20 protein-coding genes and 1 pseudogene are annotated in these 23,524 nt (G+C 73.0%); 10 read left to right on the top strand and 11 right to left on the bottom strand.

Annotation, left to right across the window (positions count from 1 at the left end; genetic code table 11):
• The first annotated feature begins 187 nt into the window (after window positions 1-187).
• The gene (locus ABZY20_RS27680; protein WP_356444762.1) at window positions 188-1,714 is read left to right on the top strand and encodes an alpha/beta hydrolase; all 1,527 of its coding nucleotides are present in this window, start codon (window positions 188-190) and stop codon (window positions 1,712-1,714) included.
• A 118-nt stretch (window positions 1,715-1,832) separates the two neighbouring features.
• Here ABZY20_RS27680 and ABZY20_RS27675 read toward each other — a convergent pair whose 3' ends face one another.
• On the bottom strand, window positions 1,833-2,324 hold the full coding sequence (locus ABZY20_RS27675) for a hemerythrin domain-containing protein (protein WP_356444672.1): 492 nt from the start codon (window positions 2,322-2,324) through the stop codon (window positions 1,833-1,835).
• A gap of 106 nt (window positions 2,325-2,430) precedes the next feature.
• On the bottom strand, window positions 2,431-2,601 hold the full coding sequence (locus tag ABZY20_RS27670) for a hydrophobic protein (RefSeq protein WP_356444670.1): 171 nt from the start codon (window positions 2,599-2,601) through the stop codon (window positions 2,431-2,433).
• A 287-nt stretch (window positions 2,602-2,888) separates the two neighbouring features.
• On the opposite strand from ABZY20_RS27670, the gene ABZY20_RS27665 reads away from it, so the two are divergent.
• The 6 genes and pseudogenes from ABZY20_RS27665 to ABZY20_RS27640 all read left to right on the top strand — a co-directional run bounded on the left by ABZY20_RS27665 (window position 2,889) and on the right by ABZY20_RS27640 (window position 10,731).
• Window positions 2,889-3,872, top strand: coding sequence for a tripartite tricarboxylate transporter substrate binding protein (locus ABZY20_RS27665; protein WP_356444760.1), 984 nt, complete (start codon window positions 2,889-2,891; stop codon window positions 3,870-3,872).
• Entirely contained in the window at window positions 3,869-4,408 is a 540-nt protein-coding gene (locus tag ABZY20_RS27660; RefSeq protein ID WP_356444668.1) for a tripartite tricarboxylate transporter TctB family protein, read from the top strand. Before ABZY20_RS27665 ends, ABZY20_RS27660 begins: the two co-directional genes overlap by 4 nt.
• A 1-nt stretch (window position 4,409) precedes the next feature.
• Complete coding sequence (locus ABZY20_RS27655) at window positions 4,410-5,903, top strand: tripartite tricarboxylate transporter permease (RefSeq protein WP_356444666.1); 1,494 nt, start codon at window positions 4,410-4,412, stop codon at window positions 5,901-5,903.
• A 496-nt stretch (window positions 5,904-6,399) separates the two neighbouring features.
• Window positions 6,400-7,531: pseudogene (locus ABZY20_RS27650) on the top strand (GDSL-type esterase/lipase family protein).
• Between the two features lie 246 nt (window positions 7,532-7,777).
• Complete coding sequence (locus ABZY20_RS27645) at window positions 7,778-9,412, top strand: cellulase family glycosylhydrolase (RefSeq protein ID WP_356444664.1); 1,635 nt, start codon at window positions 7,778-7,780, stop codon at window positions 9,410-9,412.
• 236 nt (window positions 9,413-9,648) lie between these two features.
• Window positions 9,649-10,731 carry an acyltransferase family protein gene (locus tag ABZY20_RS27640; RefSeq protein ID WP_356444758.1) on the top strand — a complete coding sequence of 361 codons (1,083 nt, stop codon included), beginning with the start codon at window positions 9,649-9,651 and terminating at the stop codon, window positions 10,729-10,731.
• Between the two features lie 159 nt (window positions 10,732-10,890).
• On the opposite strand, the gene ABZY20_RS27635 is transcribed toward ABZY20_RS27640, so the two are convergent.
• Both ABZY20_RS27635 and ABZY20_RS27630 read right to left on the bottom strand, forming a co-directional pair.
• Window positions 10,891-11,838, bottom strand: coding sequence for a M56 family metallopeptidase (locus ABZY20_RS27635; protein ID WP_356444663.1), 948 nt, complete (start codon window positions 11,836-11,838; stop codon window positions 10,891-10,893).
• 6 nt (window positions 11,839-11,844) lie between these two features.
• Entirely contained in the window at window positions 11,845-12,231 is a 387-nt protein-coding gene (locus tag ABZY20_RS27630; RefSeq protein WP_356444661.1) for a BlaI/MecI/CopY family transcriptional regulator, read from the bottom strand.
• Between the two features lie 147 nt (window positions 12,232-12,378).
• Here ABZY20_RS27630 and ABZY20_RS27625 point away from each other — a divergent pair, with 147 nt between their 5' ends.
• The 3 genes from ABZY20_RS27625 to ABZY20_RS27615 all read left to right on the top strand — a co-directional run bounded on the left by ABZY20_RS27625 (window position 12,379) and on the right by ABZY20_RS27615 (window position 13,939).
• A complete protein-coding gene (locus tag ABZY20_RS27625; RefSeq protein ID WP_356444659.1) occupies window positions 12,379-12,954 on the top strand; it encodes a TerD family protein in 576 nt (191 codons plus the stop codon).
• Window positions 12,955-13,034: 80 nt separating this feature from the next.
• A complete protein-coding gene (locus tag ABZY20_RS27620) occupies window positions 13,035-13,700 on the top strand; it encodes a hypothetical protein (protein WP_356444658.1) in 666 nt (221 codons plus the stop codon).
• The gene (locus tag ABZY20_RS27615) at window positions 13,688-13,939 is read left to right on the top strand and encodes a twin-arginine translocase TatA/TatE family subunit (RefSeq protein WP_356444656.1); all 252 of its coding nucleotides are present in this window, start codon (window positions 13,688-13,690) and stop codon (window positions 13,937-13,939) included. The genes ABZY20_RS27620 and ABZY20_RS27615 overlap by 13 nt, the downstream gene beginning before the upstream one ends.
• Before the next feature lie 12 nt (window positions 13,940-13,951).
• Here ABZY20_RS27615 and htpG read toward each other — a convergent pair whose 3' ends face one another.
• The 7 genes from htpG to ABZY20_RS27580 all read right to left on the bottom strand — a co-directional run bounded on the left by htpG (window position 13,952) and on the right by ABZY20_RS27580 (window position 23,325).
• Complete coding sequence (gene htpG, locus ABZY20_RS27610) at window positions 13,952-15,847, bottom strand: molecular chaperone HtpG (RefSeq protein WP_356444654.1); 1,896 nt, start codon at window positions 15,845-15,847, stop codon at window positions 13,952-13,954.
• A gap of 87 nt (window positions 15,848-15,934) precedes the next feature.
• Window positions 15,935-16,648 (bottom strand): class F sortase, encoded by a 714-nt coding sequence (locus ABZY20_RS27605; RefSeq protein ID WP_356444653.1) that lies wholly within the window; start codon window positions 16,646-16,648, stop codon window positions 15,935-15,937.
• 133 nt (window positions 16,649-16,781) lie between these two features.
• Window positions 16,782-18,062 (bottom strand): hypothetical protein, encoded by a 1,281-nt coding sequence (locus ABZY20_RS27600; RefSeq protein ID WP_356444651.1) that lies wholly within the window; start codon window positions 18,060-18,062, stop codon window positions 16,782-16,784.
• Window positions 18,063-18,291: 229 nt separating this feature from the next.
• Entirely contained in the window at window positions 18,292-18,603 is a 312-nt protein-coding gene (locus ABZY20_RS27595) for a DUF3040 domain-containing protein (RefSeq protein ID WP_356444649.1), read from the bottom strand.
• 350 nt (window positions 18,604-18,953) lie between these two features.
• Complete coding sequence (locus tag ABZY20_RS27590; protein WP_356444647.1) at window positions 18,954-20,249, bottom strand: cation:proton antiporter; 1,296 nt, start codon at window positions 20,247-20,249, stop codon at window positions 18,954-18,956.
• Window positions 20,250-20,560: 311 nt separating this feature from the next.
• The gene (locus ABZY20_RS27585) at window positions 20,561-22,024 is read right to left on the bottom strand and encodes an L-fucose/L-arabinose isomerase family protein (RefSeq protein ID WP_356444646.1); all 1,464 of its coding nucleotides are present in this window, start codon (window positions 22,022-22,024) and stop codon (window positions 20,561-20,563) included.
• 35 nt (window positions 22,025-22,059) lie between these two features.
• Window positions 22,060-23,325: an MFS transporter gene (locus ABZY20_RS27580; RefSeq protein WP_356444644.1), complete on the bottom strand. Its 1,266-nt coding sequence runs from the start codon at window positions 23,323-23,325 to the stop codon at window positions 22,060-22,062.
• Between the last annotated feature and the right edge of the window lie 199 nt (window positions 23,326-23,524).

Below are 23,524 nucleotides of genomic sequence, written 5' to 3'. Positions count from 1 at the left end.
GCGGCCACGGAAAGGGGCGTTCCCCCGGATCCGGGCGGGGGCTGCCCCCATCGGGAAGCGGGCGCCGGCCGGAGTGATCGGGCGCAGGCCCGTCCCTAGCGTTGGCCTGGCCGGTGATCTTCCCGGCCCGCCCCCTGAGGCGATCGCAGGAACGCACGCAGCAGAAGGGACATACCGCGTGATCCACCTGGCCCGCTCAGCGAGACGAGCAGCCCTCGCGCTGGCAGCCGGCGTCCTCGCCGCCGGCGCCCTGCCCGCCCCGGCCGGGGCGGCCCCCGGCCCCGGCCCCCTCGCCCGCTACCACCAGCAGCGCCTCATCTGGAAGAGCTGCGTGCTCGGACCGGACGACACCACCGGCAGGAAGCTGGAGCAGGCGGGTGCCCGCTGCGCCGACGTGACCGTGCCGCTGGACTACGCGCGACCCGGCGGCCGGACCCTCACCGTCGCGATCTCCCGCATCCGCGCCACCGACCCCGGCCGCCGCGCAGGCCCGCTGCTGCTGAACGGCGGCGGGCCCGGCGGGCCGTCGCTCGGCGACGGGCCAGGGGTGCGCGAGACGATGGGGGACGTCGCCGCGCGGTATGACCTGGTGGGCGTGGACCCCCGCTTCACGGGCCGCAGCACACCGCTCGACTGCCACTGGCCGACCGGCTCGGCGTGGCGCGGGGCCGGCGGGGACCGGGCCGGATTCGACCGCGTGGCGGCGTTCTCGCGGGACCTCGCCGAGCGCTGCCGCACCCACGCGGGCGATGTCCTCCCGCACGCCACCACCCTCAACACCGCGCGCGACATGGACGTCGTCAGGGCCGCGCTCGGCGCCCGGCGGATCTCCTACCTGGGCTACTCGTACGGCAGTTATCTGGGCCAGGTGTACGCCTCGCTGTTCCCGGTCCGGACCGGCCGGATGGTCCTGGACGGTGTGCTCGACCCGGACCGCTACGGCGCCCGGCTGTGGCGGCACACCCTGCCGGCCAACCGCCGGGCACTCGAGGGCTGGGCCTCCTGGACCGCCGCCCGGGACGCGGCGTACGGACTCGGCCGTACCCGGGGCGAGGTGCTGGCCGCGCTGGAGCGGATCCGGGTCGCCGCCGGCCGCTCCCCGCTGCGGCTGGGCGCCCACCGGCTGGACGAGCACGTGCTGCCGGTGGTCGTCCTCAACGGCCTGTCGCAGCACAACGACACCGCCTACGGCGACTTCGCCCAGGGGGTGCGGGACATGCTGCGGACGGCCGAAGGGCGGCGGGTGACGCCGTCGCCGGGGCTCGCGGAGGTGCTCGCGTTCCTGCTCACGGGCGCCGACTCCGCCTACGGCAGCGCGCAGACGGCGATCGTCTGCGGGGACAGCGCGGCGCCGCGCGACCCGGAGGTGTACTGGCGGGACGTTCAGCGCGCCCGCTCCGGGGACCCGCTCCTGGGGCCGGTCGCGCAGAACCTCAACCCGTGCGCGTACTGGGACGGGCCACGCGAGCGTCCGGCCCGGATCCGGGGCGACCTGGCGGCCCTGCTGGTGAACGCCACCGGCGACCCGCGCACCCCCTACGACGGCGCCGAGGCCGTCCGCGCCCGGTGGCCCTCCTCGCGTCTGGTCACCCTGGACGGCGCCGACCAGCACGGGGTCTACGGCGTCCACGACTCGGCGTGCGTGCGCGACGCGGTCAACGCGTACCTGGCCACGGGCCGTCTGCCGGGGCGTGACGTGACCTGCCCGGCGTGACGCCCGCCGGGCAGGGGAAACCGCGCGCCGTCCGCACCGGACGACGCGGCGGAGCCCGGACCCCTTCAGGTCCGGGCTCCGCCCGCCGCGCCCGGCCGTCAGGGCCGGCGCGCCCGCATCAGGACTCGACGATCTTGCGGACGTTCTCCACGGAACCGCAGCCCGTCTTCAGCCGGCGCTCACGCTCCTGGACGAACTCCAGGCCGAGTTCCTCGCGCCGCTCCATCGCGACGTTCTCCCGCGCGCCGTTGAGGATCGTGCGCTCCTCCTCGTCGGCGTGGTGGGTGACGGCCTGCACGAGCTCCTCGAGCTTTTCGTCCCACTCGTCGGAGCCGACCTCCTCGACCTCGAGGAGCTCGAGGAGGGCCTTGTTGCCCTCGTCGTGCTCGTGCTCGCCGTGCTCGACCTCTTCGTCGTCGATGCCCTTGTACCGCTTGAGCGCCGGGTAGACCTTGGACTCCTCGGCCAGCGCGTGAGCGATCAGCAGGTCCGCGAACTCCCGCAGCGCGGTCGCCCGGTCGGCCTCCACGCTCCGCATCTGGCGGAAGAGGTCCTCCATGCGCCGGTGGTCCTTCAGGATGAGCTCTACGACGTCTCGGGTTTCGGCCATGGGTCGGGAACGCCTTTCGTGCGGGAGAACCGGGTCACTGTCGTTTACCCCATTTCTGGCGCTTGGTGCGCCCTTGCCTGATGCGGTGGGGTGTCGCCGGGCCCGCCTACCAGCGGTACCAGCGGCCCCTGCGGCCACCGCTGTCCGCGCTGCGCAGCACGAAGCCCAGCAGCCACAGGACCAGCACGACCACCGCGATCCACCACAGGGCCTTGAGGGCGAAGCCGGCGCCGAACAGGATCAGGGCCAGCAGCAGGACGAGAAGCAAAGGAACCATCGTTATCAACCTCCGCTGTCCCTGATGCCCGCCCCTTTGGCGAACACACAGTCGAATTTCCGGGTTTCTCCGCCGGAACAGCGGGCATCCGGATCGATTCCGCCGCGCGAGGGCCTCCAGGACTCGGCCGGGCGCGTGAGGCGCCGGCTCCGCGACCGCAAAGACCAGAACCTCCGTTGGTTCCGCAAGGAAGACAGCCCGTCGGCGTCCGGGCAGCATGTGGCCCACCTCACCCCCCACAGGGCCCTTACCTACCCGCAACGACGTACCGACAGGTGGTGGCACTCGTGCGCCTGCGCACTCCCCTCGCCCTGCTCGGGGCCGCCGTGCTCGTGCTCGTCGGACCGCCGCTGCTGACCACCGGCAGCGGCACCGAGACCGGCACACAGATCCCGGGCCTGCGTTTCATGGTCCCCAACACGCCCGGCGGCGGCTACGACATCACGGCCAGGACGGCCGCGAGGAACGCCGAGGACGCCGGACTGACCCACAGCATCGAGGTGTTCAACCTGCCCGGAGCCGGCGGCACCGTGGGCCTGAGCCGGCTGGTGAGCGAACACGGCAACGGCAAGCTCGCCATGTCCATGGGGCTCGGGGTGGTGGGCGCCGTCCGCTCCAACGACGCGCCGAAGACACTCGGCGACACCACGCCCATCGCCCGGCTCACCGAGGAGCAGGACGTGGTCGTGGTCGCGAAGGACTCCCCCTACAAGACGATCGACGACCTGATCGGCGCCTGGAAGGAGGACCCGGGCAAGCTGCCGGTGGGCGGCGGCTCCTCGCCCGGCGGGCCGGACCACCTCGCCCCGATGCTGATGGCACGGGCCGCCGGGATCTCCCCGAAGCAGGTCAACTACATCCCCTTCGACGGCGGCGGCGAGCTGCTCGCCTCCATCCTCGGCAACAAGGTCGCCTTCGGCGTGTCCGGCGTCGGCGAGTACCTCGACCAGATCAAGGCGGGCGAACTGCGCCTTCTCGCGGTCACCGGACCCGAGCGCGTCGACGGACTGGACGCGCCCACGCTGCAGGAGGCGGGGTACGACGTGAACTTCACCAACTGGCGCGGCATCGTCGCCCCGCCCGGCCTGACCGACGGGGAGCGGGACAAGCTCGTGCGGCTGCTGCAGGAGCTGCACGACTCGGACGAGTGGCGCACGTCCCTGCGGAAGAACGGCTGGGACGACGCCTTCCTCACCGGTGAGGAGTTCGGCGCGTTCCTCGAAGCCGAGGACAAGCGCGTGGTTTCGGTGCTGAAGGAGCTGGGACTGTGACGACGCAGACCACCGACACTCCCCCCGCGCAGCGCGGCGAACGGCGTTCGTGGCTGCGGGAGCACTCCGAACTCGGGGTGTGCGCGCTGCTGCTGGTGCTGGGCGTGCTCGTCCTGACCGACGCGCTCACCATGGACGTCGACATCGCCCAGCGCGGCCCGGTCGGCCCTAAGACCGTGCCCGTCGTCGTCGGCGCCGGCCTGCTGGTGATCGCCGCCCTGCTCGCCGTGGACGTACTGCGCGGCGGCCGGGGCCAGGCCGAGGGCGGTGAGGACATCGACCTGTCCGAGCCGGCCGACTGGCGCACGGTGCTGCTGCTCTCCGGGGTGTTCCTCGGCGCGGCCGTGCTGATCGAGCCGCTCGGTTTCCCGGTGGCGGGCGCCCTGCTGTTCTGGGGCGCGGCGTACGCGCTCGGCAGCCGCAGGACCGACCGTGACCCGCTCATCGCGGCCGGGCTGTCCCTGGTGACCTACACCGTCTTCAACAACCTGCTCGGAGTGCCCCTGCCCGGCGGTCCGCTGATGGGAGTGCTGTGACATGAACGCCCTCAACTCCCTGATGGACGGCTTCGGTACGGCCCTGTCCCCGGGCAATCTGCTGTGGGCCGCGATCGGGGTGCTGCTCGGCACGGCGATCGGCGTGCTGCCCGGCATCGGCCCGGCCATGGCGGTCGCGCTGCTGCTGCCGGTGACGTACGGGCTGGACCCGATCGGCGCGTTCATCATGTTCGCCGGCATCTACTACGGGGCGATGTTCGGCGGCTCGACCACCTCGATCCTGCTCAACACGCCCGGCGAGAGCGCGGCGGTGGTGGCGGCCATGGAGGGCAACCCCATGGCCAAGTCCGGGCGCGGCGCGCAGGCCCTCGCGGCGGCCGCGATCGGTCACTTCGCGGGCGGCCTGGTCGGCACGGTCCTGCTGGTCGCGCTCGCCCCGACGGTCGCCGAACTGGCCGTGGACATCGGCGCGCCGGACTACTTCGCCATCATGGTGCTGGCCTTCATCGCGGTGACGTCGGTGCTGGGTTCGTCCCGGGTCCGGGGCATGGCCTCCCTGCTCATCGGTCTCACGCTGGGGCTGGTGGGCCTGGACCAGATGACCGGCCAGCAGCGGCTGACGTTCGGTTCGCTCCAGCTGGCCGACGGCATCGACGTCGTCATCGTCGCGGTCGGTCTCTTCGCGATCGGTGAGGCCCTGTGGGTGGCGGCGCACCTGCGGCGCAGGCCGCCCGAGCCGATCCCGGTGGGGCGCCCGTGGCTGGGGCGCGCGGACGTGCGCCGGACGTGGAAGTCGTGGCTGCGCGGCCCGTTCATCGGTTTCCCGTTCGGCGCGATCCCGGCGGGCGGCGCGGAGATCCCGACCTTCCTGTCGTACGTGACGGAGAAGCGCCTGTCGAAGCACAAGGACGAGTGGGGCAAGGGCGCCATCGAGGGCGTGGCGGGTCCGGAGTCGGCGGCGTCGGCCTCGGCGGCGGGCACCCTGGTGTCGATGCTGACCCTGGGCCTGCCGACCACGGCGGTCGCGGCCGTGATGCTGGCGGCCTTCCAGCAGTACGGCATCCAGCCCGGTCCGCTGCTCTTCGAACGCGAACCGGACCTGGTGTGGGGCCTGATCGCCTCGCTGTTCGTCGGCATGGTGCTGCTGCTGGCGCTCAACCTGCCGCTGGCGCCGGTGTGGGCGAAGCTGCTGCGCGTGCCGCGGCCGTATCTGTACGCCGGGATCATGTTCTTCGCGGCGGTCGGCGCGTACGCGGTCGGCGGCGAGGTGATCGACCTGGTGATCCTGCTGGTCATCGGCCTGATCGGCTTCGGCATGCGCCGCTACGGCCTTCCCGTGCTGCCCGCCGTCATCGGCGTGATCCTCGGCCCGAACGCCGAGCAGCAGCTGCGGCGCGCGCTGCAGATCAGCGACGGCAGCGTCACGGGCCTGGTCAACACGCCGTTCGCGGTGACCGTGTACGCGGTGACCGTGGCGGTGCTGGCCTGGCCGCTGCTGAGGAAGGCGGTGACCCGGAGCCGCGCCGCGGCCTGACCGGCCGTGACGGCACCCGCTCCGGGTGCCGTCACGGCCGACGGATCTCCGGTGCACCGCCGACGGCGGCCCGTACGCGCGTTCCTGAACACCGCGCGTGCGGGTCGCCGTTCGGTGTCCGCTCACCGTTCGCGGTTCACGGGGCACCGGGTGGCTGCGGCGTCCCGCCCCACCGCCCGTGCCGCCCCCCGGGACGTTCGACCCCACCACGCCGGTCCCCAAGCCGTCAGGAGCGCGGTCGCGTACGGCCCGGCCAGGACTCGGAAGAAGGGTGCGATCCGCAGCCCTGCCAGGGCGCCGCGCCCGAGGTCCACGCCCGCCTCCGAGTGATCGCACGGCTCCGTCCGCCGGGCCCGCCCCGGCAGGATCAGCCTCCGCCCCGGGCAGCCGGCCGACGATCCGCCCGAGCCGCACCCTCACACCCCTTGACGCGTCAATGACAACGATGGCTTGATGTCATGGGAGCGCTCCCACCTCCATCAGGGAAGGGACCACCATGCACAGACCCCTTCGCACGGCCCCGCATCTGAGGATCCTCCCGCTCCTCGGCCTGCTGGCCGCCCTGCTCCTCCCCCTCGGCCTGATGTCCGCCCCGCCCGCGGCGGCGGCGCGGGCGGCGGAGCCGGTCCGCATCATGCCGCTCGGCGACTCGATCACCGGCTCGCCGGGCTGCTGGCGGGCGGTGCTGTGGAACCGGCTGGCCGACAGCGGGTACACCGCCATCGACTTCGTCGGCACCCTCCCGCCGCAGGGCTGCGGCCAGGCCCACGACGGTGACAACGAGGGCCACGGCGGCGAACTGGTGACCAGCGTGGCCGACCAGGACCTGCTGCCCGCACGCCTGGCCGCCACGGACCCGGACATCGTTGTCATGCACTTCGGCACGAACGACGTGTGGAGCAGTCGCGCCCGACCGCATCCTCGCCGCGTACACCAAGCTCGTCGGGCAGATGCGGGCGTCCAACCCGGACATGCGGGTCCTCGTCGCGCAGCTCATCCCGATGAACCCGGGCAGCTGCTCGGGCTGTGCGCAGCGCGTCGTCGACTTCAACGCGCGGATCCCCGAGTGGGCCCGGGCGACCGGCACCGCACGCTCCCCGATCACCGTCGTCGACCAGTGGACGGGGTTCAGCACGGCCACGGACACCTATGACGGCGTGCATCCCAACGCCGCCGGCGACGACAAGATCGCCGCGCGCTGGTATCCGGCCCTGACGGCGGTGCTGGACGCGGGCGTTCCGCAGGACCCCGGCGGTCCGGGGGACCCCGGTGATCCCGGTGATCCCGGTGATCCCGGTGATCCCGCCGCCTGCAGCGCCCGCTTCCGGGCCGTCTCCACCTGGCAGGGCGGCTATCAGGGCGAGGTGACGGTGACGAACACCTCCGCCTCGGCCGTCGCGGGCTGGACCGCGACCGTCGCCCCGGCGGGCGGGGCGCGTGTCGGCCAGGTCTGGAACGGCGTCCTCACCCCGGGCGCCGACGGCACGGCCACGGTCACCCATGCGGCATGGAACGGCAGCCTCGCCCCCGGCGCGAGCGCCACGTTCGGTTTCGTCGCCACCGCCCCGGCAACGGCGGGCGCCCCGGCGGCGACCGTCACGTGCGAGGCCAAGGCCGCGGCCGGCTGAGCCCGGCGGGCGCGGCGACCGGCCCGCCCCGGCACCTCGCCACCCGCAGACCGGACCCGACCCTGAGCACCGCCACCGACCGAAGGGACCCTGACCCCGGACAACCGAGCGGACGGAACGGACCCGAGCCCCGGACACCCCGGCCACGGCCACGGTCCCGCACCCGCACCCGCACCCGCACCCGCACCCGCACCCGCACCCACCCTGCGATCTCACCCGCCCCCACCCAACACCCGCGGAGCCGCCATGAGACCCCACGCGCACCTCACCCCACGCCTGGCGACCGTCGCCGGCACCCTGCTCGCCCTGCTCCTCTCCCTGCTCGTGTTCACCCCACCCGCCCACGCCGCTCCCACCGGCTTCCGCATCCAGAACGGCCGGCTCCTGGAGGCCTCCGGGAACGACTTCGTGATGCGGGGCGTCAACCACGCGCACACCTGGTACCCGGACCGCATCAGCTCCCTGGCCCACATCAAGGCCAAGGGCGCCAACACCGTCCGCGTGGTGCTCTCCAGCGGTGACCGCTGGACCCGCAACGACACGGCGGACGTGGCGAACGTGGTCGCGCAGTGCAAGCAGAACCGGCTGATCTGCGTGCTGGAGGTGCACGACACCACCGGGTACGGCGAGCAGAGCGGTGCCGTCACGCTCTCCCGCGCCGCCGACTACTGGATCAGCGTGCAGAGCGCGCTGACCGGTCAGGAGGACTACGTCATCGTCAACATCGGCAACGAGCCGTACGGGAACACGAATTACTCGGCGTGGACGGCCGACACCAAGGCGGCGGTCCAGAAGCTCCGCACCGCCGGATTCGACCACACGATCATGGTCGACGCGCCCAACTGGGGCCAGGACTGGGCGTTCACCATGCGGGACAACGCCGCGTCCGTCTTCGCCGCCGACCCGGACGCCAACACCGTCTTCTCCATCCACATGTACGGCGTCTTCGACACCGCCGCCGAGGTCACCGACTACCTGAACCGCTTCGTCACCGCCAAACTGCCCATCGTCGTGGGCGAGTTCGGTCACGACCACTCGGACGGCAACCCCGACGAGAACACCATCCTGGCCGTCGCCCAGCAGCTCCGCCTCGGCTACCTCGGCTGGTCGTGGAGCGGCAACGGCGGCGGGGTCGAGTACCTGGACATGGTCACGAACTTCGACCCGAACCAGCTCACCTCCTGGGGCCAGCGGCTCTTCAACGGCGCGAACGGCATCGCCGCCACCGCCAAGGAGGCCGCGATCTACTCCTCCGGCGGGGGTGACAGCACTCCCCCGACGGCGCCCGGCACCCCGACCGCCTCCGCCGTCACGTCCTCGTCCGTCACGCTGACCTGGCCGGCTGCCACCGACGCGACCGGCGTCACCGGTTACGACGTCGTCCGGGTCAGCGGCGGCACCGAGACGGCCGTCACCAGCACGACCCGGACGACCGCCACTCTCACCGGCCTGTCCCCCGCCACCTCGCACACCTTCGCCGTCTACGCCCGCGACGCGGCCGGCAACCGCTCGCCGCGCTCGGCGACGGTGACCGTCACCACCTCGTCCGGCGGCTCCCCGTCGGCCTGCGGTGTCGGTTACAAAGTGACGGGCAGCTGGCCCGGCGGCTTCCAGGGCGAGATCACCGTGCGCAACACGGGCACGTCGGCGATCAACGGCTGGACGCTGCGCTGGACCTTCTCCGACAGTCAGCGGATCACGAACCTGTGGGGCGGTACGGCGACGCAGAGCGGCACCGAGGTGAGCGTCGCGGCCGCCCCGTACACCGCGGCGATCCCCGCCTCCGGTTCGGTCACGCTCGGCTTCACGGCCACCCGCGCGAGCGAGAACCCCAGCCCGACGGCCTTCACCCTGAACGGGGCCGACTGCTCCGTGAGCTGACCCCGGCGCGGCGGTGCCGACGGGCCTTCCACCCCCCGGCCCGGCGGCACCGCCACCCTGCCCGTGTGATCCGCGTTACATCCGACCGGGAGCCGGTTTGGGTCGCGCCGCAGTGGTGAGGCGGCGGAAATGTCCCACCGGCGCCCCTCGGCCCCATCCCTGTCAAGACGCGCACACGCCCGTCCGGGTTGCCTCGTTCCCGCGTGGAGGGGCCGGTGAGCGAGCACACCCTGCGCCTGCGCGCGGTCACGACGGCCGGGACGGGAACGGAGGAGCGGCCGGCGGCTCAGCCCGCGGCACGGCGTGACTCCTTCTTCGACAACGCGAAGTACCTGGCCGTCGTGCTGGTGGCGATCGGGCACGCCTGGGAGCCGCTGCGGGACGGCAGCCGGACGGTCAGCGCGCTCTACATGGTGGTGTACGCCTTCCACATGCCGGCGTTCATCATCGTCTCCGGGTATTTCTCCCGCTCCTTCGACGCGAGTCCGGGGCGGCTGAGGCGGCTCCTGACGGGGCTCGCCCTTCCGTACGTCGTCTTCGAGACGGCGTACACGCTGTTCACCCGGTGGACCGACCAGGAGCCGGACCGCCCGATCAGCCTGCTGGACCCGCTGTACCTGACCTGGTTCCTCGCCGCCCTGTTCATCTGGCGGCTGACCACGCCCCTGTGGCAGCGCGTGCGGTGGCCGCTGCCGGTCGCCCTCGTCGTCGCGATGCTGGCGACGCTCTCGCCGTCCATCGGCAACGACCTCGACCTGCAGCGCACCCTGCAGTTCCTGCCGTACTTCGTGCTGGGTCTGCTGCTGCGGCCCGAGCACTTCCGGCTGGTGCGCCGCCGGGCCGTGCGGGTCGTCGCCGTCCCGGTCCTCGCCGCCGCGCTCGCCGTGGCCTACTGGGCGGTGCCGCGGATGACCGGCGCCTGGTTCTACCACCGCGACAGCGCCGCGGAACTCGACGCCCCCGCCTGGTACGGCCCGCTCATGACGCTGGCCACGTTCGGCTGCTCGCTGGTCCTGGTGGCCTGCTTCCTCGCCTGGGCGCCCGGCCGCCGCGCCTGGTTCACCGCGCTGGGCGCGGGCACGCTGTACGGCTACCTGCTGCACGGCTTCGTCGCCCAGGGCTCCAAGTTCTGGGGCTGGTACGACCCGGCGTGGGTCCACCGGCCCGTGGGCGCGCTGGTGGTGACGGCCGCGGCCGCGCTGCTGGTGACCGCGCTGTGCACCTCGCCCGTGCGGCGGCTGTTCCGCTCGGTCGTCGAGCCCGAGATGGCGTGGGCGTTCCGCCGGGACGGACACGAGCAGCGGGTGGTGCGCGGCTGACCGGGTCCGCCGTCCGGCACGGTGACGTGCGGCGACGCGGGCGGATGAGCGCCGGACATCGACCGGAACCGCTCCGGGCCGCGGCAACCGTGCGGCCCCCGGCACGCCCCTGCGCCGCCCCGGATCACGCCAGGGGCCTCGGCGCCGGGGACCTCCTCGTCACAGGGGCGTCGCCGCGTGCAGGATGAGCACCATCGTCACGGCCGAGTTGGCCGAGGACATCGCCGACACCGCGGTTCCCGCGGCAGCGCCCCACGCCGCCAGGCCCACCGACGTGGACACCGGGGGCCAGGTGCGCACGGCGGGCGCGGGGCCGAGCAGCGCCGCCACCCGGCGCGGCACCGGCCCGGGTGCGGCGAGTCCCGCGAACGTGGGCGCCGGGGTGCCGCGGGAGACGAGCGCGGCCGTGCCGATGGCGCGCGCCACCGTGCGGCGGCTGCCGACGGCCCGGGCCGCCTCCTCGTCCGCCCACCGCTCGGTCGTGTACGCCACGGCGGTGCCCAGCGGCCGCAGGAACGGATTGGCGCGGGCGGCGAGTTGCACGGCGAGCAGGAAGCGGTCGTGCCGGGCGGCGAGATGCGCCCGCTCGTGGGCGAACAGGGCCCGGCGCTCGGCCGGTCCGAGCCGGTCCAGCAAGGCCGTGGTCACCACGACACGGCCCGTCCGGCCGCCGCCCCTGCGCCACCCGGGCAGGGCGTACGCGTACGGGACGGCGTCCGGCAGCACCGCCACCTCGGTGTCCGGCAGCCCCGTCAGCGCGCGGTGGGCCCGGCGGCGCACCCGGGCGTGCCGCCACAGGGTGCGGGAGCAGGCCGCCAGCACCGCGCACAGGGCGGGAATCGCCGCCTTGCCGACGACCTCGTCGTACGGGACGGCCGCCCGCACCTCGGGGTCCGACCAGCCGTCGGGCAGCGGGTTGCCGGGCAGTTGCGCCGTGCCGACCACCATGACGAGCCCGAGGCACACCGTGCTGCACAGCGCCAGCACCACGGCCAGCCCGGTCAGCAGCCGGGTGGCGGTGCGCGGGTGCAGATGCTGTTCGGCGAGGCGCGCGACCGGCCAGGCCGTGAGCGGCAGGACCAGCGGCAGGAAGACGAAGACGCCCATGGGGCCTCAGTCTTCCCCGTCGCGGCGGTCCTGCTCCAGCAGGTCGCGCAGCAGCCGCTCGTCGTCCGGACCGAGGCCCGTGACGAAGCTGGCCAGCACGGCCGAGCGGTCGCTCTCGGCGTCGAGCACCTTGCGCATCTTGCGGGCGGCCAGGCCCGCCTGGTCGGCGGCGGGTGTCCAGGCGAAGGACCGGCCGACCCGCTCCCGGGTGACCGCCCCCTTGCCCAGCAGCCGGGTCAGGATCGTGATCACCGTGGTGTACGCGAGGTCACCGCCGAGGCGTTCCTGCACCCAGCCGGCCGTGGCCGGGCCCTCCGCCTCCCGCAGCGCCGACAGCACCAGCGCCTCCAGCTCGCCCTGCCCCCGCCGGGGACGCTGCCGGGGATCCGTCACCGTCCTGTCTCCCTTCCGCCGCCCTGCGTTGCCCGTGCGGACATCGTATAGACCCGGCCGGACCGGCCCCTCACCTTCTACAGTGCTGTAGATTCGATGTGCGAGCCAAGAACGCACGACACCGCACACGTCAACAAGGAGTGTCCCGTGGGAGTTTCCCTGTCCAAGGGCGGCAACGTCTCGCTCAGCAAGGAGGCGCCGGGCCTCACCGCCGTCCTGGTCGGTCTGGGCTGGGACGTCCGCACGACCACCGGCACCGACTACGACCTCGACGCCTCCGCCCTGCTCCTGGACGCCTCCGGCAAGGTGCCCTCGGACCGCCACTTCGTCTTCTACAACAACCTCAAGAGCCCCGACGGCTCGGTCGAGCACACCGGCGACAACCTCACCGGCGAGGGCGAGGGCGACGACGAGACCGTCAAGGTCGACCTCGCCGCCGTACCCGCCGAGGTCGACCGGATCGTGTTCCCGGTCTCCATCCACGACGCCGAGAACCGCGGCCAGAGCTTCGGCCAGGTCCGCAACGCCTTCATCCGGGTCGTCAACCAGGCCGGCGGCGCGGAGATCGCCCGCTACGACCTGTCGGAGGACGCCTCCACCGAGACCGCGATGGTCTTCGGGGAGCTCTACCGCCACGGCGCCGAGTGGAAGTTCCGCGCCGTCGGCCAGGGATACGCCTCCGGACTGGCCGGCATCGCCACCGACTTCGGCGTGAACGTCTGACCCGCACCGTTCGCGCCGCCGGACCCGCCGGCGCCACGGCGGGTCCGGCGGCGCCCCGTGACGACCGACCGGGAGATCATGTGACCCGAGCGCTCCGCCTCCGGCCGGAGGACCGCGCCGACTTCGAGGCGGTACTGCACCAGGCGCTGCGCGCCGCGGACATCCGTGACGCCCTGCGCCCCGACCCCGCCGGCCGGGGCGCCACGCACCTGCGCGCCCACGCGCTCGCCCACGCCGACGCCGTCAACGCGGCGGCCGGCGAGACGTACCGCGACTACCTGGCCGTACGGCGGGCGGCCCGGCAGGGCGACGGGCAGCCGAACGGCGCGGGCGGTGTGCCGGCCGCCCTGGCGGTGCTCACGCCGCTCGTGGCCGCCACGGCAGCGGCGGCCCTGCTCCTGCTCGGCGGTGTGCTCCGCCTCGCGGGGGCGGCGGGCCCGCTGCCCGGGTCGCTCACGACCGCCGGCTGGACCCTCGCTCTCGTCGCGGCCGTGACCGGCCTGGTCGCCCTGGCCGCACTGCTGCACACCGCCGTGCGCCGCCGCGCCGTCTCCCCGGCGCCCGACCAGGTGGAGCACGCCCGCCTGCTGTGGCGGCGGGCGCTGCTGGACCACGGCATGCTGCCGCACCTGCGCCGGCACCTGCTCCGCCGTCCCGGCGCGGCGATCACGCCGTGCTCCACGCCCGGTACGCTCACGCCGTGCCCGGCCCGGGCCGGAAAGGACAGGACACCATGTTCGGACTGAGCGAACTCGCGATCATCCTCATCGTCGTCATAGCGGTCATCGGGGTGAAGAAGCTCCCCGAGCTGACGCGTTCGGCCGGCAAGGCGGCCCGCATCCTCAAGGCCGAGGCGCGCGCCGCCAAGGACGAGGAGGCGGGCACGGGCCCCGCGCCGCGGGTGGTCCGGGGCGAGGTCGTCCCGCCCGGCACCGGCACCACACCGCCCGGCGCGCGGGCGGCGGACGCCCCGGACCGCCCCTGATCCGGACCCCCGTTACAGCGTGCGCTCGAGGCGGTCGGCCACCAGCCTGACGAACGTGGCGGGGTCCTTCGGCTGACCGCCCTCGGCGAGCACCGCCAGCGCGTGCAGCAGTTCGGCCGACTCGGCCAGCTCCGTGCGGTCCTCGCGCTCCCGGTAGGCCTGGTTCAGGCCCTTGACCAGCGGGTGGCCGGGGTTGAGCTCCAGGATGCGCTTGGTGCGCGGCACCTCCTGGCCCATCGCCCGGTACATGTTCTCCAGGGCCGGGGTCAGATCGTGCGCGTCGGAGACGACGCAGGCCGGGGAGACGGTGAGCCGGTTCGACAGGCGCACCTCCTTGATGTCGTCGTCCAGCCGCTCGCGCATCCAGCCGAGCAGGCCGGCGTACTCCTCGGCCTGCTTCTCCCGCTCCTCGCCGGCCTTCTCCTCGCCCTCGGCGCCCAGGTCGATCTCGCCCTTGGTGACGGACCGCAGCTTCCTGCCCTCGTACTCGCCGACGGCGTCGACCCACACCTCGTCGACGGGGTCGGTGAGCAGCAGGACCTCGATGCCCTTGTCGCGGAACGCCTCCATGTGCGGGGAGTTCTCGATGCCCTGCCGGGACTCGCCGGTGATGTAGTAGATGTCGTCCTGGCCGTCCTTCATCCGCTCCACGTACTGCGCGAGGGTGGCGGGCTCGTCCCCGTGCGTCGTGGCGAACGAGGAGACGGCGAGGATGGCGTCGCGGTTCTCGGAGTCGGTGACCAGGCCCTCCTTCAGGACCGTGCCGAACTCCCGCCAGAACGCGGCGTAGCGGTCGGTGTCCTTGGTCATGAAGTCCTTGACCGTGGACAGCACCTTCTTGGTCAGCCGGCGCTGCATCATCCGGATGTGCCGGTCCTGCTGGAGGATCTCGCGGGAGACGTTCAGCGAGAGGTCCTGCGCGTCCACCACGCCCTTGACGAAGCGCAGGTAGGGCGGCAGCAGTTCCTCGCAGTCGTCCATGATGAAGACGCGCTTGACGTACAGCTGGAGACCGCGCCGGAAGTCCCGCGTGAACAGGTCGTGCGGGGCGTGCGAGGGCACGAACAGCAGGGCCTGGTACTCGAAGGTGCCCTCCGCCTGGAGCCGGATCGTCTCCAGCGGTTCGCGCCAGTCGTGGCTGATGTGCTTGTACAGCTCGTGGTACTCCTCGTCGGACACCTCCTCGCGCGAGCGGGCCCACAGGGCCTTCATCGAGTTCAGCGTCTCGGGCTCGGGCGTGCTCTCGCCGTCGCCCGCCTCCGGGACCATCCGGATCGGCCAGGTGATGAAGTCGGAGTACCGCTTGACGATGTCCCGGACGGTCCACGGGGAGGTGTAGTCGTGGAGCTGGTTCTCGGGGTCGGCGGGCTTGAGGTGGAGCGTGACGGAGGTGCCCTGGGGGGCGTCGTCCACGGTCTCCAGGGTGTACGTGGCCTCGCCGCGCGAGGACCAGCGGGTGCCCTTGCTCTCGCCGGCGCGCCGCGTCACCAGCGTCATCTCGTCGGCCACCATGAAGCCGGAGTAGAAGCCGACGCCGAACTGCCCGATGAGCCCCTCGGCCCCGGCGGCGTCCTGGGCCTCCCGCAGTTCCTTCAGCAGGGTGGCCGTGCCCGACTTGGCGATGGTCCCGATGAGCTGCCCGACCTCGTCGTACGACATGCCGATGCCGTTGTCCCGCACCGTGAGGGTGCGGGCCTCCTTGTCGATGTCGATCCCGATGTGCAGATCGGACACGTCGGCGTCCAGCGCGTCGTCCCGCAGCTTCTCCAGACGCAGCTTGTCGAGCGCGTCGGAGGCGTTGGAGACGAGCTCGCGCAGGAAGACATCCTTGTTCGAGTAGACCGAGTGGATCATCAGCTGGAGCAGCTGACGGGCCTCTACCTGGAACTCAAACGTTTCGGTCGTCATGGTTCGCGAATCCCTCACAGGTCCCACAGTCGCCTGAACTGGTGGCAGTCACTCTAAAACACCAAGTCAGGCCGGAGGCCCGGGACGTCAGACGAGGTGGGCGAAGACGACGAGGTTCTCGGTGTAGTCCCGGGCCTGCCGGTCGTAGTCGCCCGCGCAGGTGATGAGGCGGACCTGCGCGTCGGGGGTGTCGCCGTAGACGCGCTCGCTGGGGAAGTCGTCCTTCTCGAAGGACTCCGTGTCGTCGACCACGAACGTGGCCCGGCTGCCGTCGGCCCGCGCCACGTGGAAGCGGTCGCCCTTCCTCAGTTCGCTCAGCCGGGCGAACACGGCCGGCGACGTGGCGGTGTCCACGTGCCCGGCGATGATCGCCGTCCCGGCCTCGCCGGGCGTGTGGCCCTTGGCGTACCAGCCGACCAGGTTGATGTCGTCGGCGGGCGGCGGATCCAGCTGGCCCGAGCTGCCGATGGCGAGGTCGGTGAAGGGCGCGTCGACCGCGATCTTGGGGATGAGCAGGCGGACCGGCCGGGACCGTGGCAGACGCGGGCCGGTTTCGGCAGCGGCGGACCGCCGCGGCGTCGGCGACGCGGTGGGCACGTCGGGCGCGGACGGGGCGGCCGGCGCAACGGCCGGCGGGGCGTGCGGCGGGCCTCCGGCGTCGGACGGGTCACCACGGCCGGAGACCAGGCTGACGACCAGGGCCAGGGCGGCCGCGACCCACAGCACGGTCACGGCCCTGCGCAGCCGCCGCCGGGACGGGGCGGGGCCGGGGTCGAGCGGGGAGGGGGGACTGGCTGCCATCAAGGACCACCTCATTCGGGCACGGCAGCGGATCGGGCGGGGCAGTGGTCATGGCACGGGGGCGGACGGGCCGGGCCGCCGCAACGTGGGGGGCACGTGCGGCGGCCGCGGCGGGTAGGGCGTCAGGCATCGGTCATGCCGCGCCGTTCGAGGCCCTCCGACGGCGCAGCGCGTACAGGCCGGTGCCGGCGACCGCCAGGACCGCCAGTCCGCCGGTGGTCACGCCCGACGACGTGGCCAGACCGCCACCGCCGGTGTGCATGCCGCCGCGCGGCTTGTCGTGCTTGCCGTGCCAGGAGCCCTTGTCGTGGTCGTCGTGCTTGCCGTGCTCCTCGTGCTTGCCCTGCTCCTCGTGCTTTCCGTGCTCGTAGTCGCCGTTCTCCTCGTGCTTTCCGTGCTCGTAGTCGCCGTTCTCCTCGTGCTTGCCGTTCTCCTCGTGCTTGCCGTTCTCCTCGTGCTTGCCGTTCTCCTCGTGCTTGCCGTTCTCCTCGTGCTTGCCGCCGTACTCGTCCTTGTCGCGCTTGTCGCCGTAGGGGTCCTCGTCCTGCTTGCCGCCCCACGGGTCGTCGCCGTGCTCGTCCTTGTAGCCGTCCTTGTCCTGCTTGGGGTTGTCCCAGTCGTCGTCGGCGTTCACCGCGGCCAGCGCGCCGCCGCCGGTGTGCACGCCGCCGTGCGGCTTGTGGTGCTTGCCGTCCTTGTGGTGCTTGCCGTACTCGTCGTGCTTGTCGCCGTAGCCGTCCTTGCCGTGGCCGTCCTTGCCACCGTCCTTGTCGTGCCGGGCGTCTTCCCACTCGTCGTCGGCGTTCACCGCGGCCAGCGCACCGCCGCCGGTGTGCATACCGCCGTGCGGCTTGTGGTGCTTGCCGTCCTTGTGGTGCTTGCCGTCCTTGTGGTGCTTGCCGTACCCGTCGTGCTTGTCGCCGTAGCCGTCCTTGCCGTGGTCCTCGCGCTTGTCGCCGTACCCCTCCTTGCCACCGTCCGAGTCGCCCCAGCCGCCGTCCGCGCCCACCGCGGCCAGCGCACCGCCGCCGGTGTGCACGCCGCCGTGCGGCTTGTGGTGCTTGCCGTCCTTGTGGTGCTTGCCGTCCTTGTGGTGCTTGCCGTACTCGTCGTGCTTGTCGCCGTAGCCGTCCTTGCCGTAGCCGTCCTTGCCGTAGCCGTCCTTGCCGTAGCCGTCCTTGTCGTGCCGGGCGTCTTCCCACTCGTCGCCGGCGTCGGCGGCGGTCAGGGCTCCGCCGCCGGTGTGCATACCGCCGTGCGGCTTGTGGTGCTTGCCGTCCTTGTGGTGCTCCTTGCTGTAGGAAGAGGTGTCGTGGTCCCAGTCGCCCATCGCCTCGGCGTAGGCAGCGGGCGCGGCGATCGCGAGGGCGGCGGTGGCCGTGGCCGTCGCGAGCAGCGTGCGGGCAGAACGCATCGGTGAGTCCTTCCGTCGCGGACCGGGCAGCTGACGCCTCGCCAGCTCACGAGACCCGGTCTCGACGTGAACCACCGTCAGTCACTCCGGGCCGTCTCACCATCCGGGTCGTTCACACGGGTTACGACCCCACCCGGACGGCGGCAGAGCGCACCGCACCAGGCACCCGGCCGGCTCGCCGCTGCCGCGCTCCCGGGCCGGTGAAACCGCCGCTGACCTGGGCCGTCGCTCAGCCGTCCCGACGTCCGCCCGGCTCACCGGGGCCCGGGCCCCGCAGTGCCGGGCGGGCCGGGTCCGGGTCGACCAGCTGGCCCGCCATCCCGACGAGGACCAGCCCGCCGGCGATGAGCAGCCCCTGGGCCAGGGCGATACCGCAGGCCAGCACGGCCACCCCGAACGCCAGGGCCCACCAGGCGCCGGTGCGGCGGTACTCCCGGGGTCGGACGGGGCGACCGGATCTCAGGGCGTGGGCGAAACGGGGGTCCTCCCGTTCGAGTCGTGCGGCGAGGGCCACCAGACGTTCCTCTTCGGACGGGGGCACGGCTACTCCTTCCCGGACCCGGCCGCGTCCGGGCAGGGCAAGGCCGAGGCCATGGCGAGTCCGGGGTGCCGGGCGGTGTCGCGCTGCGGAGGGAGGCGGCCTGCCGCGGCCGTCTCACCGGGGCTCCAGCGTCTCCCCCCTGCGGAGGCGTCCGCCATCGGGCCCACCCCTCATCCTTCCCGGTGCCCGCACCCCACGAACGCCCAACGGGGACACGGGTGTTCGCTCCGGAGATGGGTGGCGTCACCGATGGCGCCGGGCCGCGCCGCGCGCAGGCCGCGAGGACGGTCACCGAGCGTGAAGGGACGGGCTGGGCCCGGAGGCGGCCGCGCCGCCCGGGCGGCGGCGCGCTAGCGCTCGGCCTCGGCGGGCTGGGGGGCGGTGGCTTCGCCGTCGTCGTCCTCAGGGCGGCGCCCGGGGGCGTCCCCCGCTCCCCCGGCCGGGCCGGCGTTCGAGGAGGCCCTGCGGCCGGGCAGGAGCCCCTGGCCGACCGTGAGCGCGCGGGCGAGCAGGTGGGCGCGTCCGGCGGCGATGGGGCCGAGGACGGCGAGCACGAGGACGTATCCGGCGATGAAGGGAGCGAGGCGGTCGTCGAGTCCCGCCGAGGCGGCCATGGCGGCCAGGATCAGCGCGAACTCGCCGCGGGCGACGAGCGTGGTGGCGATCTCGGCGGCGGGCTCGGTGCCGTAGCGGTACACGCGGGCGACGAGCAGTCCCGCGGCGACGTTCATGACGACGGTGAGGGCGGCCGCCGCGGTGACCGGGCCGGCGACGGACAGGATGTCGCCGGGGTCGATGGACAGGCCGAAGGCGAAGAAGAAGATGGCCGCGAAGGCGTCGCGCAGCGGATGCACCAGGTCGCGGACGCGTGGTCCGGAGGGGGTGCCGGCCAGGATCAGGCCGACCATGAACGCGCCGATGGCGTCGGCGACGCCGAGGGTCTCCGAGATCCCGGCGACGAGGACGGCCGCGCCGAGGAAGCTGATGACGAGCAGTTCGTTGTCGCGGGTGGCGATCAGGCGCCCGACCAGGCGGGTGCCGTAGCGGGCCGCGGCGGCCAGCAGGAGGAGGAAGCCGAAGGCCTTGGCACCCTGCAGGGCCATGTCGCCCGCGCTCCGGGCGCCGCCGATGACCGGCTGGAGCGCGGCGAGGTACAGCGCGAGGAAGATGTCCTCCACGACGATGACGCCCAGGATGAGGCGCGTCTCGGGGCGGCCGATGCGGCCCAGGTCGATGAGGATCTTGGTGACGATGGCGGACGAGGAGATCCCCAGGACGCCGGCGAGCACGAGCGCCTCCCGGACGCCCCAGCCCAGGGCGAATCCGAAGCCCAGTCCCGCGCCGACGTTGAGCAGCAGGTAGATGCCGCCCGCGGTCAGCAGGCGCCGGCCGCCGCTCCTGAGGTCGTCGAGGTGGAACTCCAGGCCCAGGTAGAACAGCAGCAGCACGAGTCCGAGCGCGGAGAGCATCTCGAAGTCGTGGGCGTCCTCGACGATGACCAGGCCGGGGGTGTGCGGGCCGAGCAGGATGCCCGCGAGCATGAACAGGGGGATCGTCGGGAGTCCGATCCTGCCGCCGAGGCGGGCCAGGAACGCGGCGGCGAGGAAGGCGCCGCCCATGGCGAGCAGGCTGTCAGCGTGTCCCACGGGTCACCGCCTTCGTGGACGCGCGGGAGGTGGATCGTTTCACCTTGCGGGGACGGATAGGGGCTCCTCCTTCGAGGGGGGTGCGACGGGGAGGTGTCGGGCGCCGTGCGGCGCGTCCGGGACCGCGGCCATGGCGGCCGGCGCGAGTACCTCGGCGACGCTGCCAGCCTCACACGGGCACCGGGACGGTGACCATCGGTGCCGTCACCCATCTCCGGGCGGGCGTGACACCCATGGGCCCGCCTGCCCGGGCGCCGGTGGCACGCCCCTCCCCGATCAGCCACTCCCAGGGGCGGCGGCCCGCGCGGCCGTCACACGTGCCGGTGGTCGATGCCCAGCAGACTCGCCGCCGCCGCGAAGTCCGCGGCGTGGTGGCCCACCGCGAGGGACCAGTGGTGGCCCACTCCCGTGGCGCTCCACGCGTCGACCCACTCGCCGGGGTCGCGGCCGAAGTCGACGCGGCTGGTGGTGTTGCCGATCTCCAGGTGCGGTCCGGGGACGACGGTGCCCTCGGAGGTGACGAAGGCCAGGGTGCCGTCGGCGTCCTGGCCGAGTCCGAGCAGGGTCACGGGCCCGTGCCGGACGTCGAACTCGACGCTCACGCCCCAGCCGCGTTTGCCGTGGTAGACGCCGAGCCCGCGCAGCAGGGGGTCGCGGGCGCTCACCGCGAGGTGGGCGGGCCCGTCGTGGCCCATCTCGACCACGCCGTCCTGGAAGTCGAGGGCCTGGATCTCGGTGAAGGACCCTCCGGCCCCGACGCTCTGGGAGGCGAGCTGGGCGACCGAGGTGCGCAGTTCGTACTCGCCGGCCGCGGGCACGCCGCGGGCCGTGAGCAGGGAGGCGCCCAGGATCATGCCGGCGCCGAGCCGCTCGTGCTGTTCGCCGTCGAGGCCGCGGTGGTAGTAGGCGAGGCTGTCGAGCGCGAAGTCCTCGGCGAGCCGGTCGAGGGCGACGGACACGGTGGCGCCCCAGGCGAAGTCCTCCTCCACCACGCTGTCGTCGAGGGTGAAGACCTGCCGGGCGAGCGCCATGCGTTCCCGCGTCTCGGCCTCGGTCACCCGCTCCACACGGTGCCGCAGGTCGTCGAACTCCAGCACCTCCACGTGCGAGCCGAACGTGGTGCACAGCAGGGTCGGATCGGTCTGCACGTCGAGCATGCCGGGGTACACGTGCCCCATGAGGCCGTGCCGGGCGTGCCGGAGCGCGGCACGGATGTGCGCGGCCCGGATCCACCGCTCGACGCGCCGCCAGGCGGACTCCTGCCGCAGCCAGCCGGAGACCGACCGGAAGGGGATGCCGGCCCGCCGGAAGACGTTGCCGACCTCGGGCACCGGACACTGCCCGCAGTAGGCCAGCCACGCGCCGGTGTCGAAGGTGGCGTGGTCCATCCGTTCGGTGGGCTGGAGGTCGACGACCAGGACCGGGGTGTGCGCACGCCGGGCGATCGGCAGCACCATCGACGAGGTGAGGTACGTCGTCAGGAACAGCACGATGAGATCGCAGTCGGCGCGCCGCAACTGCTCGGCGGCGCGGGCCCCTTCCTGCGCGTCGGAGACGAACCCGGCGTCCGTCACCTCCGTGTCCATGGCGCGCAGCCGCTCGGCGACGTAGGCGGCCGACTCCTTGAGCTGCGGCAGGAGTCCGGGGAACTGCGGCCAGTAGGTGCCGAGTCCGCCGGCGACCAGTCCGACGCGGGTGCGGCGGCGGGTGACGGGTGGCAGCAGCTCGTGCAGGGCGGCGGTGCGAACGGCCTGGCGGTCCGCGGTCGTTGCCATGGTCGGGGCTCCTTGTGGTGTCGGCCGGCGGCGGCTCAGGGGCTGGGGACGCGCAGGTCCGCGCTGTCCGGCACCGCGCCGGGGGAACGCGGGACCAGGACCCGGGTGATGAACACGCCCGCGAACGCCGCCGCGGTCATGCAGGCGGTGATCGACCAGAGCAGCACGGCCGGGCTGTGGTCGGCGAGGGCCGGGGTGAAGAACGCGGCGACCGCGAAGACCCCGCGTGAGAGGGCGTAGGTGAGGCCCTGGGTGGTGCCGCGGGTGTCCGCGGGGAGGGTGAGCTGGGACCAGACCTTGTAGTTGGCCTCGCCCGCGAAGGGGTTGGAGAGCTGGTAGAGCACGAAGAACACGAGCATCCCGGCGAGGGCGCCGGCGGTCAGCGAGGCGATGGCGAAGGCGAGGATCTGCACCACGGCGGCCAGCAGGAACAGCCGGTCCCGCCAGGGGCTGTCGGCGACGCGGACGAAGGCGAAGGTCAGCAGCACGCCGATCGGGATGAAGGCCAGGTTGATGCCGGTGGCCAGGCTCTGGGAGGCGTCGCTGACGGTGACGAGCAGATAGGTGCCGAACTGGCCGAAGGTGTTGGCGCCGAGGCCCCAGGTGACGTAGAAGACGAACGTCGCGGTCATCGGCAGCAGGGCGGCCCGGGTCCACACGTTCCGCAGGGAGATGCCCTCGGGGGCGGCGGCTTCCCTGTCCGTCCCGGAGGCGTCGTGGTGCCCGGGCAGCTTCAGCCGGGACCTGAACGCCCAGGTGACGAGCGCGGCGACGGCCAGCTGCCCGGTGATGAGCCGGGCTCCGGTCATGCCGGTGGTGGACAGCACGAAGCCGAGCAGGATGGCGACGGCGATGCCCAGCATCCACATGACCTGCGTGAAGGCCACGAGGCGGCCCCGTGCCCAGGAGGGGGCGGCGTCCGAGACCACGGCCAGCGACGTCGGCAGGTCGGCACCGGCCGCGAGGCCCGCGACGAGGACGCCGGCCAGCAGGGTGATGTCGTCGGGCGCGAGGGTGATGACGATCGCGCCGAGGGCGAAGCAGAAGATGTCCCAGTTGTAGACGCGGCGGCGGCCGAAGAGGTCGGCGAGCCGTCCGCCGACGAGGCTTCCCACGGCGATGCAGCCGGTGACGATCGCGCTGATCGCCCCGGCCATCCACACGCCCATGTCGTAACTGTCGCGGTAGATGGCCAGGTTGACGGAGATGCTGACGATCAGCCCGGCGTCGAGATAGGAGGCCATGCCCGACAGCGCGGCGGCCTTCCAGAGCTGTTTCGGGATGGGGCGGGTACCGGCCATGATGCGACTCCCTCGTCGGGGACAGCGCGGTTCGGGAGGGCCTGGTCGCAGCGAATATAGGGCGCTTAAAACGTTGCAACAAGGTGTCGCGCACGAGTGCGTGACAGGACGTCCCGCCGCCCTGCGCCCGTCCCCGGATCTGGTGTGCAGGCCCCAGGTCGCCTACGGTGACGGAAGCCTGAAAACGTTTTAGGGGAAG

Source organism: Streptomyces sp. NPDC006624 (assembly GCF_040611555.1).
GTDB lineage: Bacteria > Actinomycetota > Actinomycetes > Streptomycetales > Streptomycetaceae > Streptomyces.
Note: the sequence above shows the minus strand (reverse complement) of the source record. Positions and strands in the feature narration are given on the sequence as shown.